16 protein-coding genes and 1 pseudogene are annotated in these 15,330 nt (G+C 70.0%); 15 read left to right on the top strand and 2 right to left on the bottom strand.

The window, feature by feature from the left end:
* Window positions 1-24: 24 nt before the first annotated feature.
* From LO772_RS14560 to LO772_RS36085, 10 genes and pseudogenes are all read left to right on the top strand, one after another.
* Window positions 25-576 (top strand): hypothetical protein, encoded by a 552-nt coding sequence (locus tag LO772_RS14560; protein WP_231778831.1) that lies wholly within the window; start codon window positions 25-27, stop codon window positions 574-576.
* Window positions 573-947: pseudogene (locus tag LO772_RS36320) on the top strand (ATP-binding protein); the annotation flags it as partial. The gene LO772_RS14560 and the pseudogene LO772_RS36320, both read left to right, overlap by 4 nt.
* A gap of 178 nt (window positions 948-1,125) precedes the next feature.
* Window positions 1,126-1,314, top strand: coding sequence for a hypothetical protein (locus LO772_RS14555; protein ID WP_231778830.1), 189 nt, complete (start codon window positions 1,126-1,128; stop codon window positions 1,312-1,314).
* Window positions 1,315-1,635: 321 nt separating this feature from the next.
* Window positions 1,636-1,800, top strand: coding sequence for a hypothetical protein (locus LO772_RS14550; protein ID WP_231778829.1), 165 nt, complete (start codon window positions 1,636-1,638; stop codon window positions 1,798-1,800).
* Between the two features lie 274 nt (window positions 1,801-2,074).
* Entirely contained in the window at window positions 2,075-2,506 is a 432-nt protein-coding gene (locus LO772_RS14545; protein WP_231778828.1) for a glycine-rich domain-containing protein, read from the top strand.
* A gap of 72 nt (window positions 2,507-2,578) precedes the next feature.
* On the top strand, window positions 2,579-3,601 hold the full coding sequence (locus LO772_RS14540) for a phosphotransferase family protein (RefSeq protein ID WP_231778827.1): 1,023 nt from the start codon (window positions 2,579-2,581) through the stop codon (window positions 3,599-3,601).
* Between the two features lie 463 nt (window positions 3,602-4,064).
* Window positions 4,065-4,703, top strand: coding sequence for a hypothetical protein (locus LO772_RS14535; RefSeq protein ID WP_231778826.1), 639 nt, complete (start codon window positions 4,065-4,067; stop codon window positions 4,701-4,703).
* A gap of 224 nt (window positions 4,704-4,927) precedes the next feature.
* Window positions 4,928-5,212, top strand: a complete 285-nt coding sequence (locus LO772_RS14530; RefSeq protein WP_231778825.1) for a hypothetical protein — start codon at window positions 4,928-4,930, stop codon at window positions 5,210-5,212.
* Window positions 5,213-5,671: 459 nt separating this feature from the next.
* The gene (locus LO772_RS14525; RefSeq protein WP_331717334.1) at window positions 5,672-7,156 is read left to right on the top strand and encodes a TerD family protein; all 1,485 of its coding nucleotides are present in this window, start codon (window positions 5,672-5,674) and stop codon (window positions 7,154-7,156) included.
* Between the two features lie 113 nt (window positions 7,157-7,269).
* Window positions 7,270-7,689 carry a hypothetical protein gene (locus tag LO772_RS36085; RefSeq protein ID WP_331717333.1) on the top strand — a complete coding sequence of 140 codons (420 nt, stop codon included), beginning with the start codon at window positions 7,270-7,272 and terminating at the stop codon, window positions 7,687-7,689.
* Between the two features lie 150 nt (window positions 7,690-7,839).
* Here the strand turns inward: LO772_RS36085 and LO772_RS14520 are convergent, their stop codons facing one another.
* The gene (locus LO772_RS14520) at window positions 7,840-9,321 is read right to left on the bottom strand and encodes an MFS transporter (RefSeq protein ID WP_269453206.1); all 1,482 of its coding nucleotides are present in this window, start codon (window positions 9,319-9,321) and stop codon (window positions 7,840-7,842) included.
* A 109-nt stretch (window positions 9,322-9,430) separates the two neighbouring features.
* Between LO772_RS14520 and LO772_RS35795 the strand changes: the two genes are divergently transcribed.
* The gene (locus LO772_RS35795; protein ID WP_331717332.1) at window positions 9,431-9,940 is read left to right on the top strand and encodes an RICIN domain-containing protein; all 510 of its coding nucleotides are present in this window, start codon (window positions 9,431-9,433) and stop codon (window positions 9,938-9,940) included.
* Window positions 9,941-10,031: 91 nt separating this feature from the next.
* Here the strand turns inward: LO772_RS35795 and LO772_RS14510 are convergent, their stop codons facing one another.
* Window positions 10,032-10,544, bottom strand: coding sequence for a MarR family winged helix-turn-helix transcriptional regulator (locus LO772_RS14510; RefSeq protein ID WP_231778823.1), 513 nt, complete (start codon window positions 10,542-10,544; stop codon window positions 10,032-10,034).
* A gap of 531 nt (window positions 10,545-11,075) precedes the next feature.
* Between LO772_RS14510 and LO772_RS14505 the strand changes: the two genes are divergently transcribed.
* From LO772_RS14505 to LO772_RS14490, 4 genes are all read left to right on the top strand, one after another.
* On the top strand, window positions 11,076-12,254 hold the full coding sequence (locus LO772_RS14505) for a LolA family protein (protein ID WP_231778822.1): 1,179 nt from the start codon (window positions 11,076-11,078) through the stop codon (window positions 12,252-12,254).
* Complete coding sequence (locus LO772_RS14500) at window positions 12,251-13,264, top strand: ABC transporter ATP-binding protein (RefSeq protein ID WP_231778821.1); 1,014 nt, start codon at window positions 12,251-12,253, stop codon at window positions 13,262-13,264. Before LO772_RS14505 ends, LO772_RS14500 begins: the two co-directional genes overlap by 4 nt.
* Entirely contained in the window at window positions 13,251-14,243 is a 993-nt protein-coding gene (locus LO772_RS14495; RefSeq protein ID WP_443089414.1) for an ABC transporter permease, read from the top strand. The genes LO772_RS14500 and LO772_RS14495 overlap by 14 nt, the downstream gene beginning before the upstream one ends.
* Window positions 14,244-14,625: 382 nt before the next feature.
* Complete coding sequence (locus LO772_RS14490) at window positions 14,626-15,186, top strand: hypothetical protein (protein WP_231778820.1); 561 nt, start codon at window positions 14,626-14,628, stop codon at window positions 15,184-15,186.
* Window positions 15,187-15,330: the final 144 nt, after the last annotated feature.

The raw sequence follows: 15,330 nt of genomic DNA, 5'->3' as shown, positions 1-15,330 counted from the left end.
TAACCGGACCCTACTGTCCGTGGCATGACGGACGAGCAAAAAGACTTCCCGGAACGGGCCCGAGCAACCGCCTTGCCACAGCGGCCAGTGTGGGTGCCGAACCGCGGCGACCTCGCCCACGACACTGCCACCGGCCGCATCGGCGTGGTGGTCGCCACCCCCGAGGACGCCGGCGGCGATATCCATCATCTCCGGCCAGAAGGGGGTGGCACCGACTGGACCGCCCGCGCCGCAGACCTGACAGCAGCGCACGAGCGGAAGTCGTCGGTCGAGCCTGAGCCGCCCGCTGTCGGTACCTTCCTCGAAGGCCGCCGTCACGCCGACATGCCCACCGTCCACGACATTCCCGTCGGGAGCCTAGTCACCGCCGACCCGCAGATGTCGCGCGTCCTGGTGTTCCGGCCCGGCGACGCGTCGAGCGACGGACCGCTGCGGCTGACGCCCGAGGACGCCGCAGCGCTCGCCAACGAAGCACAGGTGTACGCCGCGGAACTCATCCGCTTGGAAAGCGAACTGCGAACAGGCTGCCGCCGCCTCGGCACTCCCGCAGCGGTGAAGAACAAGGGAGTGAGATGACCTTGACCACCGCAAACCCCATGGACCATGTCTGCCTTGTGTGGTCATGGCGACTGCCCGCCGCCGACTCCTCGGTGAAGGTCGCACGCGACCACGTAGGAGCCCAGGCGAGGCGTTGCGGCATCGATCCTGACGATGCCCGGCTCGTGACCAGTGAGTTGGTTTCCAACGCCGTGCAACACGCCGACGGCACCGGCGACTTCCTCTTAACCGTCCGATCGCAACGCCACCGGTTCGCCGTCGAACTCACCGACAACGCCCCACACCTCGTGCCCGAATTCGGCGGCCCAGGACTCGACACCGAGGCCACACGAGGTCGCGGTCTTACGATCGTGGCCCGGATCGCCGACCAGGTCGAGGTACGCATCAACAGTTTTTGCAAGGCCGTGTGCGCGGTGTTCCAGACGTCACCATCGCCATCCCTGACCAACGCCTTGGAACCGCTTGCCCCGATCGACATCCAACCAAGCGAACTGACCGGTTACGCCTACCGGATGGGCCTACCGGATGGGCCTACCAGCCGTCTATCCGACGCCATCGAACGATCCCTTGACCGTGCACCTCACCGAAGCACACGCCACGAGCGTCATCCCCTCGCTGTCGCGGTTGCGCCCCGTCAGCGACAGGATCACCACGCTTCTCGCCGAAGGTGCTTCCCTGGCACGTTGCCTGGACAAGCACGACGCTGCGGACCTCACACGCGCCTTCATCAAACAGATGGGCGTCAGCTCTGTGTGAAGGACGACGGCTCCGCACCCGCTTGCGATGGCCGATCTGTGTCCCTGCCCTGGCGTCCTTGCCAGCCCCGCCAACCACGCTCATGAGGTTAACCCGTGTCTGATCTCCCACCACATCACCAACCGGAATGGATCGAGGTGACCTCGTTCATCGGCGGGCCGGGACTGGCTCTCGTGCGAGGGCCGGAACCGCAGCAGCCGATCGTGCTCACCAGCGGGACCACGGCGCGCGGCCAGGGACATCCCCCCCGCTCTCGTCGCCCTCCCGCACGGCCTCACGCTGGGCGGCGCCGCAGAACTGAGCACCGCACTCGCCCTCGCTGTGGCGCACTACGACGTGGACCGAGCCCGAGCCATCGCCACCCGCATCGATGCGGTTCTGGAAGCCGTGGCCGAAGGCCGCGCCGTCCCGCTCGGCCCCGGGCTCGCCCGTGACTGGTTCGAGACGCCCGTCGGCAGCCGCAGCACCACCCGGCGCAAAGCCTGAACCAACCACTCGCGCACGACAGTTCGGCGAACTGGGCATTCCTCCCGCCACGAACTCCAAAGGGCACCATGATCGGCCCCGTGGTCATTGCGACGAACGTCGCTCACGGGACGGGACACCAACTCGCGGCGGGCACCTGCGCCCCCGACACCGTGCGCCGCGCGTAGTCCCGAATATCCGACGGATCGCAGCATTCACAGACCCTCGCCCGTCCTTGCAATCGGGACGGACGGGACGCACGACTCCTACCGGTCAGCGAAAGGTGGATCGAGCAATGGGCAGCACGTACGTACCGACCGCCGGGGTTGAAGTCCCCGCCGTGGTCCGACAGAAGCTCATCGAGTACCTCGTCTCCCGCGAGGCGGTCACGGCCGAACTCGCGGACAGGATCGTCACCGCCACCGCGGTCTTCCTGGCGGTCAGCGCCACTCACCCTGGTCGGCGACTCGTACCGTCCGTCCTGATCGACAAGGGATGGCACGCTTTCCTGATGTACCCCGCCGCCTACACGGCGTTCTGCGCCCAACTCGGGCGACTCGTCGACCACGTGCCCGACACCGGCCCGCAGAACATGGGCACTGCACGCGCGGACGTCTCGCGGACGCGCGACCTGATCCGGACCAACGGGCACCCGATCGACGGGGATCTGTGGGCAGTCGCCGCTGACTGCTCGCAGTGCCATGCGGGATGCTCCGACAGCCCCTGAGCCCATGGGCGGGCGTCCCGGCACAGCGTGCAACGCTGTGCCGGGACGCCCGTGCGATCCAGAGGAGTCGACATGCCCATCCGTCAGCCGTGGGATGCGCTGCCGTGTTCCGTTCGGCGTGCGATCGAAACCGAGATCGGGGCCGTGACCTCGGTGAAGCAGCCCGCACGGGGGCAGAACTCCGAGTTCTCTGCCACGTTGCGCACCCAGCAGAACGGCGCGCACTTCGTCAAAGGCGTCCGTGTCGACCGCCCCTACTCATGGAGCCATCGAAACGAAGCAGCCGTCGGCCCCTACCTCCCGCCCGGGATCGCACCCACGCTGCACTGGGAGATCGAAAACGACGGGTGGCTCATGCTCGGATTCGAACTCGCCCCCGGCGTGCACCCCGATCTGTCACCGGGGTCACCGCATCTCCTACGCGTCCGCGACTTGGTCATCACGATCGGCGAGGAATTGACCCCCTGCCCCGGGGCCGCGAAACATGCGCTTGCCGAACGCTGGGCCGAAGCACCGGGCTGGGCCGAGCTCCGAGACCGGCGGCCCGGCGACCTGGACCCGTGGGCGCTCGACCATGCGGAGGCCCTGGCGGAGATCGAAGCCTACGTCTCCTTTGAGGGCGACACGCTCGCACATGTCGACCTGCATCCCGGCAACATCCTCGTCGGCGAAGACCGCTCGGTTGCGGTCGACTGGGCGTGGTCGGCCCGCGGACCGGTGTGGCTCGACCCGGCCTACCTCGTCATCCGCCTCATCAATGCGGGCCACAGCCCCCAACAGGCGGAGACCTGGGCCCAGGACATCCCGGCCTTCTCCGCAGCACCGGACGACGTGCTCACCGCATTCGCCGTCCGACTGTCCGGCATGTGGGAATGCATCGCCCGCTCCCCGAAAGCCCGCAGCCACGCCCGCCAACTCGCCGACGCAGCCCGGCAATGGGCCCGCCACAGATTGACCGGGCCCGCCCGCTGCCGACCCGCCCGACTCGGTAGGAGAGACGACCGGCCGGACCTGTCGAAGGTTCGCAAGGTGTATCGATTCCACTCCGCGAACGATTCGAACGGACGACGTGACGCCTCTTGCCTCGACTCGTAAACAACCAGACCATGTACCGCGCGGGGACGCCCTCGGGCTGATCGGCCAAGTCGTGGCGAGAATCGCGAAGTTGCGCGTCAGAGTCACTGCGGGGAGCGTCCGAACTCCCGTGCGGTGTACGCGTACGGTCGACGAAATTGCGGGCGTTCAACGGCTGTGCGTCTCCTGCTGATTCACCGGACAGCATCGGATCGCGCGGCGCGGTCTACGGCCGCGCCGCGCGGAGGAAACCCGTGTCGCGACGTCGTGGAAACGCATATCAGAGGGTCGAGGCCCACACGGGAGCGGCTCGTGTGGACGGGCAGTTGCTGACGGATCAACGCCCTTGCCGACAGGTCTGTTTGGTGCAGCGGTTTGATCAGGTCCGTCGAGAGATTCTGAGTGGGTAAGCCTGCGTCAGGCCTCAGACGCGTGGGCTTACACGGTCATCGTCTGAGCGGTCCACACCAAACGAGGGGGTTCGATGCGCTGGCGATCACTCAATGGCGAGCGGCGGACGGTCACCAACGCCATACGACTCGGCGACAATGCGATCGCTCGCGGCCAGTGGGATCTTGCCCTGCGCCACTATGGGAGGGCCAATCACCACGCGGTCAGGGTCGCCCAAGCGGGAGAAGGCGATCAGGACCAAGCGGTATTGGGCTCCATCTTCTACAACCTGGCTGAGCTCCATGTGCAGACCGGCGAAGCCTCGATGGCCTGGCTGTGCGCCCTCCAGGCCTGCCAGGTGTACGGCCGGCTGGATCCCACGAACGCTCGCCCTACCGCTGTGCGCTCCTCCCTCGTGGGCCCGAGCCACTTTGCGCTCCCGACTTCGCCCCCGGCCGAGGAACGGATCGCACTGAACGCCGATGCGCGATCCCGCTACGTCCTGCTCAGCGCAGGCATGGTGCGGACGTTCGGGTCCCAGGCCCTGCGGGTGGACGTCGGTGGCGGTGCACTCGACGGGATCACCGATGCGCCTGAAGTGATCGAACGGATCGGTGAACCAGCCGTGCACACGTACCAGGAGCTGGTGCGTCACAGCACCGTCTACACCGAGGCCGACGTCACCCGCACCCGACAGCGCCTTACCAAGGCACGCAGCATCATCGGCGCCTGATCAGCCATCTCCTACGGGGACCCGGGGCCGCAGTGCGCTGTCTGATCCTGCGCCGACGTCAGCTGACCCGACAGCGTGAGGTACTCAAGGCCTGCAATAATGGCGCTGTGCTGATCCGAAGGAGCAATGCCGCGTAAGCGGCCGAAGGGGCTGCGCACTTCGCGCTGGCAGCCCAGGCGGGGTGTGGTGGTCCGCCGCATAGTTGGTGTCTCGGGGCTGACGCGGTGGCCGCGGCGCTTCAGGAGTGCCGGTGGTATCTGGCGGAGCCGGGACCGGTGCTGCCGGAGCCGTTCACTGGTTGCGACTGCTGTAATCCGATCCTCGCGCGCGATCTTCTGCAAGCGGTGCTGCTGTGGCTCCCGGCCGGCGGACGAGCTGATCTCGGCCGGGTCGTCGCCCGGCTTGACGCGGAGTTCGACCGGCGGGCGGTACCGTGCCCCGGGCTGGTGACACCTGACAGTCCCTGGGGCGTGGACGGGCCGTGGCGCGACCAGCTCATGACCGAGTGAGCGGCAGCCAGATGCCCGACAGCCTCCCCGACCGGCGTCGCGGTGCCGCGTCGAGGGCGGGCCAGGCGTCGTCGCCGATGCGCTCACTGTGGCGGCATCAGGCACGGTGGAAGACCTGAACTCCGCCGGATCGGTCAACTCGCGGCACGGAGTGGATCGAGGATTCTCGGCTGCGTTGTCCACTCGGGCATGTTGCGTACCGCCCTTCCACCCGGTATCGGTACGATCATGCTGCTGTTCGCGGTGTGGATCGGCGGGCCAGTTCGACGCAAGCGCGTGTGGTGGCGGCTGCGGGCGGCGTGTGTGTGGGGATTTTGCCGGAACCTGTATCGCCGGATCTGTGGTTGGCCTACCCTTCCGGGGGTTGGGGGTTTCGCTCTGCGTTGTGGGGTCAAGGGGTGCCGCTCGGTTTTGCCGGGGGGCTGGTTGGCGTACCCGTGGGGCGGGCCGGTGGGGTGGATGGACGGGCAGGGGGATTTCGTGCAGCCGATGATCAAGGGGCAGAATTTTGCGCTTTCCGCGTTGAGTGCGAGCACTGATTCGGTGACGTTGTCGCTGAACTGGGCGGCCGGTGCCGAGGGGCCGGGGGACGCGGATGCGTCGGTGCTGTTGCTCGATGCCGACGGCAAGGTGCGCAGTGACGACGACTTCTTCTTTTACAACCGCGAAGCGCATGCCGACGACCCGGTGCAATTGCTCGGCAAGACGCCGACCGGTGGGGGCACCGAGGACCGGATTTCGGTTGATCTCACGGAGATTCCCGACGGCGTGGAACGCGTGGTGATCACGGCCAGTCGGTACGGGGGCGGGTCGTTCGGGGAGTTCGACGATCTTTATTTGACGTTGTCGGATGGCGCGGGCGACGGGATCGCGCGTTTCGACATCACGGACGCGACCACGGAAACGGCTTTTGTTTTCGGCGAGTTGTACCGGCGCGGGGAGGAATGGAAGTTCCGCGCGATCGGCCAGGGGTACGCGTCCGGCCTCGCCGGGTTGGCGGGCGATTTCGGGATCGACGTCACGGACGACGAGGAGCAGACGGACGAGGAGCAGGCCGACGCGGTGGCGCCGGTCGTGCCGCAGCCACGGGCCGCGGAGGTGGTGGCGAACGAGCCTGTCGAAACCGTCGAGAAACCGCGTCGCGTTCGCACCGCGAAAAAGAAGGTCGTACGTCCCAAGCTTCCCGAGCCGGGGCTGGCGGAGGACGATTCGTGGCGGCAATCCCGGATCTTCTCCGTCTCCGGGCTGCGCAACGAACAGGAACGCGAGGTGCGGGCGACGTCGATCCTGCTCGGGGTGATGGCGCAAGTGCCCGAGTTCGGGCGGCGTATCGCGGGCAAGTTCAATGCCCCGGCGGGCCGGATCGAGACCTTCGCGGAAGCGTCGTTCAAGCGCGGTGACGATCGGGTGCGGCCCGACGGCGTCATCAGGATCGCTCGCGGCGGCCGGGTCTGGACGGCGTTGGTGGAGACGAAGACCGGTGGCAATGCCCTGAAGGCGGATCAGGTCGAGTCGTACATCGAGGTCGCGCGGCACCGGAAATACGAAGCCGTCATCACGTTGTCGAATGATCTCGCGTTGGACGGCGAACACCCGGTCGCGGTCGACAAGCGCAAGTTGCGCGGGAAAGTCGCGCTGCGGCACATCTCGTGGGCCGAAATCACGCACGAGGCCCATATGTTGCGGCACCATCAGGGCGTTGCGAACCAGGCACATCTCTGGATTCTGGACGAACTGCTTTATTTCCTGCGCCATGACAACGCGGGCTGTAGGGCTTCGACAACATGGGGTCCGGCTGGGTGCACGTGCGGGAGGCCATCAAGGCCGAGACTTTGCGGACCGGGGACGGCAAGGCGCAGGACGTCGCGGAGAATTGGGAAAAGCTCGTGCGGCAGCTGTGCCTGCGTCTCGGCGGTGAGCACGGTGTCACGGTCGCGCCGGTGATGCGGGGCCGTCGCAACCTCGATGCCGCTGCGCGGCGGGCGGTGACGGTTTCGGGGCTTGTCGAGCACGGCCGTCTGGAGACGGCGATCCGTGTTCCGGGTGCAATCGGCACGATGGGGATTGCCGCGGATCTGGCGAAGTCGAAGATCGAGACCTCCGTGGAATTCGACGGCCCCGATCACGCACGGCAGTTGACGCGCGTCCGCTGGCTGACCCGGCAACTGGAGAACGCCCCCGACGAGTTGCGCGTCGAAGCGCTTGTGGAAGGCGTGGAGAAAGGGCCGTGTGAACTGCTGCGGGTGCTGCGTACCGAGCCCGCACTGCTGGTTCCGGAGGGCGACGGGATCGCCGGGTTCCGGTTGACGCTCGCCACACCGATGGGCAGCAGGCGCGGCGCCGAGGAGACCGGGTTCATCCGCAGCGTCGACAACGCCGTCGACCGGTTCCACGGCGAGGTCATGCGGGTGGTGAAACCCGCGGCGGCTCGGGGCGCGCGTGCGGGCGACGGCGACGAAGGCGCCGACGACGCGTGAACGCGCCGACCTCGGGGGCGTGGAAAACGCCCCCGAGGTCCGAGGCGGATGCGGTTTCGATTTTCAGGCGAAGTAACCGTGTCCTGCGCACCGGGGGCGTGGGGTGAATGTACTGCGGGGTGGGGTGGGTGCGGTACGGGTTTTTCGCGGTCAGGTGTGGACCAGGGGTTCGGGGGCGGGGTGGGGGTTCGGGCGGGTGGGCCGGAGGAGGACGAGGGTGAGTACGGTTGCTGTGGCGAGGAGGAGGGTGCCTGCGGTGAAGGCGAGTTGGTAGCCCTCGGTGAGGGCGGTGGCGGGGGGTTTGCCGTCGGCGAGGAGGTCGTCGGTGCGGGACGTCGCGAGGGTGTTGAGGAGGGCCACACCGAGGGCCGCGCCGATCTGCTGGGTGGTGTTGAAGAGGCCGGAGACGACGCCGGCGTCCTCGGGGCGGGCGTCGGACATCGCAAGGGTGGCGAGGGCGGGGAGGACGAGTCCGCCGCCGCCGAGCAGGACGAAGACGGGGAGCAGGTCGACCGCGTACGAGCCGTCGACGGGGACGCGGACCAGGTAGAGCATGCCCGCGGTGAGCGCGAGCAGGCCCGCCACCAGGACGTTGCGGGGGCCGAACCGGGCGATCAGGCGCGCTGATACGCCGAGGGAGACGGCGCCGATCGCCGCGGCGGTGGGCAGCATCGCCCAGCCGGATTTGGCCGATCCGTAGCCCAGCACGTGCTGCATGTACAGCACGACGAGCACCTGGAAGCCGAACATCGCGGCGATGGTGAGGATTTGGATGAGGTTCGCGCCCGTCACCTTGCGCGAGCGGAAGGTGCGCAGCGGCAGAAGCGGCGTCGCGGCCCGGGCCTGGCGGACGGCGAAGCCGGCGAGGAGCGCGAAGGCACCGGCGACCAGAGCCCACGTCTTCGCCGCACCCCAGCCGTACGACTCGGCCTTGACCACCGCGTACACGAGCAGCATGAGCCCCGCGGTGACGAGGGCCGCGCCGACCACGTCCGCCTTGCCGCGCGGCCCGGTGGGGGTGTCGGCGGCCAGGACGCGCGTGGCCAGCAGCAGCGTGACCGCGCCGATGGGCAGGTTGACCAGGAAGATCCAGTGCCAGCTCGCGGCCTCGGTGAGGACCCCGCCGAGGACGAGTCCGAGCGAGGCGCCCGCGGCACCGATGAAGCTGAACGCGCCGATGGCTTTGCCCTGTTCGGCGGGCTCGGGGTAGAGGGTGACGATCATGCCGAGGCTCACCGCGGAGGCCTTCGCGCCGCCCGCGCCCTGCACGAACCGTGCGACGAGCAGCATCTCGGGTGACGCCGCGACGCCGCACAGCAGCGACGCGGCGGTGAAGACGGCGATCCCCGCGAGGAACATCCGCTTGCGTCCGAAGATGTCACCGAGTCGTCCGGCCAGGAGCAGCAGGCCGCCGAACGCGATCATGTAGATGTTCATGACCCAGGCGAGGTCGGCGGACGAGAAGCCGAGGTCGTCGCCGATCGCGGGGAGCGCGACGGTCACGATCGTGCCGTCCAGGATCACCATGAGCATGCCCGCGCACAGCAGCGTGAGGGCGTACGAACGCCGGTACGTGCGCGGTGACTTCACGTCGGGGTCGTCGTTGCGACCGGGTGGGCCGGGCTGCGGCATGGCGGGTCTCCTCCGGGGCCGTGCCGCGTGCGCGGCGGTGTGCGACGGGAGAGACGCTAGCAGATGGTTTTGTAAGAGACGATATCTATGAGACTTGTTTATTGAGGATGTGGCGAGGGTGGGCCGGGCCCGGGGGCGGACGCCACCGTTGACGGGGGGCATCCGGGTTTCCGCGAGGATCTGTCTGACGCGGCATCAATTCGGCTTCCGGGTGGGCGGTTCGGGCGTCCTTTCCGGACAGTCGCCGTCACCTCCGGCCGGTGCCGAGGCGGCCCGGGCGGCGGCCACACCGACGCGGCGTGGCCGCCGCCCGGTCGCGAGAGGAGAGCGCGAGAGGAGAGTCCGTGTCCGAGGCCCCGCGACAACGGCAGACCGGAACGCCCGTCCTTCCGCGGGGCGGTGCGTGGACGCCGAACACGGCGGCACCGCGAACGGCACCTACGTCCAACTCGTCCGCTGCGACGGCAGCCCCGCGCGGCGGTTCACCCCCGTGAACAACACGCTCTACACGAAGAGCGTCGGCCGGTGCGTCGACCTGGGGGGCTCCGCCACCCAGGACGGCGCCGCGATCCGCCTGTACGACTGCACCGGCCGCCCCAACCGGCTCTGGACGCGCTGACACCGGGAAGGCCGGCACACACTCCCGGCGAGACGCCCCCGGGGACCCCCCTCACGGCCGCGCGCCCCGCAAACGAGACGAGCGGCATCGGTCAGTTCCGACTCCCCGTATGCCCGCCCCGGCGCACCGGCCGACCGGATTCGACCGGTGTGGACAGCCGTCCGCGCACCAGCAGTTCGAGATTGCGTACGAACGCCTCGCGCTCGTCGGCCGGGATCGCCGCCAGCACGTCGTTGTGCACCTCGTCGACGACCGTGCGGCCTTCGACGGCCTTGGCGTAGCCGTCGTCCGTGACGGCGATGATGCGCGCCCGCCGGTCGGTGGGGGAGGGGCGTCGCTCGGCGAGGCCCTTCTTCTCCAGGTCGTCGACGGTGAGCACCATCGTCGTCTTGTCGAGCGCGCTCAACTCGGCGAGTTGGATCTGCGTCATCTCGCCGTCGAGCGCGTGGACCAGAACGCACTGGCCGCGCGGTGAGATGTCGATCTCCGCGAGGCGCGCGGTCAGTTCGGTGGCCAGCACGTGGCCGGCGTGGGAGAAGAGGAACGAGAGATCGGGCGCCCGCCGCTCAACCGCGGCGCGCTTGTCAGCGGGAGTCGTCGTCATGGTTCCGAGCGTAGCAAGGTGCGCAAATAACGGGATTATCCCGCAGTGGACAAAAAGCCCCGGGGTCCGGCTCCCAGTACCGAGGCGGCGCGGGGCTCGCGCGTTCCGGCCTCTCCCGCCGCGACCCGGTAGGCCCGGGACCGGCATCCGCCGGTGCTCTCCGCCACACGGCACGGCCGCGGCGTCGCCTCCTGCCTGATCACCAACGTGGACGCGTCGGTCACGTCCGCACGCTGGGGCGGATTTGCACTGGTATGGGTGGCTTTGGTGGTTTTCGCTGTCGCCTCCCTGCGGGCGCCACGCGCGGCGACCGCGGGATGAGCGTGCGAGACGCACCCCGCCACGGAGGAGGGATGCCGTAGTCGCCAAGTAGTTCGCGGGGACGAGAACTGCTCCGGAAGGCGTACGCGGCGCTGTGCCCCTCGGCCGATGCCGCACGCCCGGGCCCGGTGATCCCCTGGATATCGGGCATCCCGCCGCATCCGGCGAGGCCCGTCGTCCACATTTCCGCCATCCAGGGAAGGGCTCCCCATGCCCGCACTACTGCGCACCACCGGCAAGGTCGCGCTGCCGCTCGGCATCGCCGCGCTCGCCGCGGGTGCGATCGCGTACGGACCGAGCGCGTTCGCCGACGACGACTCCGACCCGAACCTCCCCTCCGTGACCGCCGAGGAGCTGGTCGCCAGGATCGCGGGGGCGCGGACCGAGGCGCTGTCCGGCTCGATCCGCCTCGGCACCCACCTCGGCCTGCCCGCCCTCCCCGGCGGCAGCGGCGCCGCGAACCCGAACGCGCTGGTCACCGGGACGCACACACTCCGCGTCGCGATCGACGGCCCCGACCGGCAGCGCGTCGGCATCCAGGCCGACCTCGCCGAGTACAACATCGTCCACAACGGCCGGGACGTCTGGACGTACGACAGCCGCGCCAACAAGGCCACCCACACCACCCTCCCGGAAGACGCCGCGGCACCACCGGCCGGTGCGCTCGCGACCACCCCGCGGGACGCCGCCCGGCAGCTGCTCGCCGCGGCCGACCCGACCACGCGGGTCACCGTCGCGGGCACCGACAAGGTCGCCGGGCGCGACGCGTACCGGCTGCGCATCGCCCCCGGACAGCCCGGCAGCCTCATCGGCGGCGCGACCGTCGCGGTGGACGCGGAGACCGGCGTACCGCTGCGCGTCGTGGTCGACACGGCGAAGGGCGGCAAGCCGGCCGTCGACATCGGGTTCACCGAGGTGTCCTTCGCCAAGCCGTCCGCGGGCACCTTCGACTTCAAGCCGCCGTCCGGTGCGAAGGTCCAGGAGCGCAACGGCGATTCGTCCGACGACACGAAGAACGCCGCCGGTCCGTTCGACCTCGGCAAGCTCACCGCGAGCCTCGGCACGGAGGGGAGCACGAACGGCGACGGGGTGCGGACGCACGGCCAGGGCTGGACCACCGTCGTCGAACTCCCCGTCGCCACCGGGCTCCCGGCAACCGACGACAAAGCCGGCGCCGACGGAGCCAAGCCCGACGGCAAGCCCCCCGCGGGCATCGCCGCGCTGCTCGACAAGGCCGGCACCCCCGCCGACGGCCCGTGGGGCCACGGAACGCTGTTCACCACGCGCCTGGCCACCGTCCTGGTGACCGACGACGGCCGGGTGTTCGCCGGTGCGGTGGACGGCGACACGCTTCGGCGCGTCGTGGCGGAAAGCGCGGCGGGCCGATGACCACGTCCACGGCGGCCGGTCCGACGGCCCGCGGCACCCGCCGCACGCCGCACGCGCTTCCCACCCCCGCCGAACAGCGCGAACCCGCCGTCGTCACCCGGGGGTTGTCCAAGCGGTACGGCCGCGACCGGCTCGCCGTGGACGCCCTCGACCTCGTGGTGCCGGCCGGATCCGTCTTCGGCTTCCTCGGCCCGAACGGCTCCGGGAAGACCACGACGATCCGCATGCTGATGGGCCTCATCAAGCCCACCTCCGGCACCGCGACCGTGCTCGGCGGCCCCATGCCCGGGGCCGCGGGCGCGGTCCTGCCCCGCGTCGGCGCGCTCATCGAGGGGCCCGCCCACTACGGCTTCCTCACCGGACGCGAGAACCTCGCGCGCCTCGACGCCGCCGACCGGACCGCCGACCCCGCCACCCGCGCGGCCCGCGTCGCCGACGCGCTGGCCCGCGTCGGCCTGTCCGCGGCCGGCGACCGCAAGGCCCGCGCGTACTCCCTCGGGATGAAGCAACGGCTCGGCCTCGCCTCGGCGTTGCTGCGCCCGCGCGACCTGCTGGTGCTCGACGAGCCCACCAACGGCCTGGACCCGCAGGGGATGCGCGAGATCCGCGCGCTGATCCGGCAGCTCGCCGCGGACGGGACGACCGTGTTCCTGTCGTCGCACCTGCTCGACGAGATCGAACAGGTGTGCACTCACGCGGCCGTCATGAACCGCGGGCGCCTCGTCACGCAGGGCACCGTCGAGGACCTGCGGTCGGCGGTGCGCGGACGCCTCGTCGTCGAGACCCCCGACGCCGGCCGGGCGGTGTCCGTACTCTCCGCGCTCAAGGCCCGCGCGGTACACACCACGCCGACCGGTGTGGAGGCCGAACTCGGCGACGTCGCCCCCGACATCGCCTGTGCGGCACTGGTCCGCGCGGACGTGCGCGTGCGCTCGTTCACCACCACGGGCGGCTCACTCGAAGACGCCTTCGTCGCGCTGACGGGAGAGGGTTTCGATGTCGAGGACTGAGACGGCGGCGCAGCCGACGGGAACCCCCGGCCCCGCACCCCACCACGACCACGATCACGACTCCCACACGGGCCCCGGGGCCGCCGCGCCTCCCGGAGCTACCGCCGCCGAGCCCGTTCGCCCGCGCACGCCCCTGCTCCGCACCCCGCTGCCCCGACGCCGGGGCCTCCTCGCGAGCGAGATGCGCTACGTGTTCCGCCGCCCGCGCACGTACGCGATGCTCGGATTCCTGGCGCTCGTCCCCGTCCTCCTCGGCGTCGCGCTGCGCTACTTCACCGACGGCGTGTCCGGCGACGGCGGCGAGAACGGCCTGGAGTTCGTGTCGCAGGTGACCAACAACGGCCTGTTCCTCGTCTTCGCCTCGCTCGCCGCGACGCTGCCGTTCTTCCTGCCGATGACGGTCGGCGTGGTGTCCGGCGACGCGATCGCGGGCGAGGCCCACGGCGGAACCCTCCGCTACCTGCTGGTCGCCCCGGCCGGCCGCGTGCGCCTCCTGCTCGTCAAGTACGCCGGCATCGTCGCGTTCTGCTTCGCCGCGACGTTCACCGTCGCCCTCTCGGCGCTCGCCGTCGGCGCGGTGCTGTTCCCGATGGGCGACGTCCCGCTCCTGAACGGCGACACCATCCCGATGAGCGAGGCCTTGCTCCGCGCGCTCGCCATCGCCGCGGTCGTCTCCGTGTCGCTCCTCGGCATCGCCGCCGTCGGGCTCTTCGTCTCCACCCTCACCGCGGTACCGGTCGCCGCGATGGCGACCACGGTCGGCCTGGTCATCGTGGCGGCCATCCTCACCTCGATCCCGCAGTTCCACGCACTGCACCCCTGGCTGTTCACCGACCAATGGCTGGCCTACGGCGACCTGTTGCGCGATCCGATCGTCACCGACGGCGTACTCCGCAACATCGAACTCCAACTCGCCTACACAGCCGTCTTCGCCACCGCCGCCTGGACCCGCGTGTCCGACCGCGACTTCACCTGCTGACCACCACCGACCCCAGGCCTCCGCCGCGGCGAGGTCGGTGGGCGCGGTTCCGCGCCAACGGCTCGGGCATCCGTGTGATCGTCGGCATCAACGGCAGCGGCGGCTTCCACCGCGGAGTCGATTCCGACCGCGTCGCACCGGACGAGCCTTCCGCACGGTCCGGCGCTCGGGGCGAACAGCACGCGCACGCGTCCGACTTGGTCGTCCAGGGGCACATCCGTTCTGTTCTGGGGCGACGGCAGGGCCCCGAGGGCGGGTGGTGGGGGCAGGGACGACGTAGGGTGGGGGCGGTTGGACAGTCAGCCGTAGCCGGGTTCCGTCGTGTCGAGCGCGCGGTGGGTTCCGGCTCCCCGGCATTGTCCGCGACACACCAGGTGGGGTCATGACTCCCGACCCGTTCCGCAACGGCTCCCTCGGCTCCGGCGACGCGTTCCGCACGCGCCCGTTCGAACTCGCTCGGGACGCGGTCGTCCCGTACGCCGTGCGCGAGCCGCGCCCGCGGACGCTCGATGCCGCCGATCTGCTGGCGGCCGTGGGGGAGTTGGCGTTGCGGAAGCTCCCGGGGGTGAGCGATGTGACGCTGGCGTTCTGGCGCAACGACGCGCTGCTCGCGGAGGTTTCGACCGACATCGACCTCGGCGAGGTCGTCGGTGCGCACGATGTCGACCGACCCGGCCCGGTGGCGGACGTGCTGCGCAGCGGGGGCGCGGTGCAACTGCCGGATCTGGAGCGGGAGTCGCGGTGGCCCGAGGCCGCCCACGAGTTGTGGGTGCGGGGTTTCCGGTCGTGTGCCGTCGCGGCGCTGCGGCGCCCCAGGTTCAGTCTCGCGGTGGTCGTGTACTCCCCCGAGCCGGGGCCGCTGGCCGCCCCGGTCGAGTTGGACGCGATGTTGGGTGATTGGGTGTCGACGGTGATGCGCAACAAGGTGCGGGGTGTGGTCTGAACGCGGCAACGAGACCGGCTCCGAGCCGTCCGGCCCCGAGCCGTCCCACTCCGGGCCGTCCCGTCCCGACACGCCCGGCCCCCACGCCGTTGCGCGGTACGGCGGCCCAAGGCGCGCGAGCCTGCGGGCCGTTCGCATGCGCAC

Source organism: Yinghuangia sp. ASG 101, from assembly GCF_021165735.1.
GTDB lineage: Bacteria > Actinomycetota > Actinomycetes > Streptomycetales > Streptomycetaceae > Yinghuangia.
The sequence above is the reverse complement of the archived record's forward strand: the minus strand, read 5'-3'. Positions and strand labels throughout refer to the sequence as shown.

Excerpts from the sequence above, each read along its gene's own strand:
- LO772_RS14520 (WP_269453206.1), bottom strand. The coding sequence starts at position 9,321 with ATGCCGCAGCCCGGCCCACCCGGTCGCAACGACGACCCCGACGTGAAG.
- LO772_RS14490 (WP_231778820.1), top strand. The coding sequence starts at position 14,626 with ATGACTCCCGACCCGTTCCGCAACGGCTCCCTCGGCTCCGGCGACGCG.
- LO772_RS14495 (WP_443089414.1), top strand. The coding sequence starts at position 13,251 with ATGTCGAGGACTGAGACGGCGGCGCAGCCGACGGGAACCCCCGGCCCC.
- LO772_RS14545 (WP_231778828.1), top strand. The coding sequence starts at position 2,075 with ATGGGCAGCACGTACGTACCGACCGCCGGGGTTGAAGTCCCCGCCGTG.
- LO772_RS14510 (WP_231778823.1), bottom strand. The coding sequence starts at position 10,544 with ATGACGACGACTCCCGCTGACAAGCGCGCCGCGGTTGAGCGGCGGGCG.
- LO772_RS14500 (WP_231778821.1), top strand. The coding sequence starts at position 12,251 with ATGACCACGTCCACGGCGGCCGGTCCGACGGCCCGCGGCACCCGCCGC.
- LO772_RS36085 (WP_331717333.1), top strand. The coding sequence starts at position 7,270 with ATGGGGATTGCCGCGGATCTGGCGAAGTCGAAGATCGAGACCTCCGTG.
- LO772_RS14560 (WP_231778831.1), top strand. The coding sequence starts at position 25 with ATGACGGACGAGCAAAAAGACTTCCCGGAACGGGCCCGAGCAACCGCC.
- LO772_RS14535 (WP_231778826.1), top strand. The coding sequence starts at position 4,065 with ATGCGCTGGCGATCACTCAATGGCGAGCGGCGGACGGTCACCAACGCC.
- LO772_RS14505 (WP_231778822.1), top strand. The coding sequence starts at position 11,076 with ATGCCCGCACTACTGCGCACCACCGGCAAGGTCGCGCTGCCGCTCGGC.
- LO772_RS14540 (WP_231778827.1), top strand. The coding sequence starts at position 2,579 with ATGCCCATCCGTCAGCCGTGGGATGCGCTGCCGTGTTCCGTTCGGCGT.
- LO772_RS14525 (WP_331717334.1), top strand. The coding sequence starts at position 5,672 with ATGGACGGGCAGGGGGATTTCGTGCAGCCGATGATCAAGGGGCAGAAT.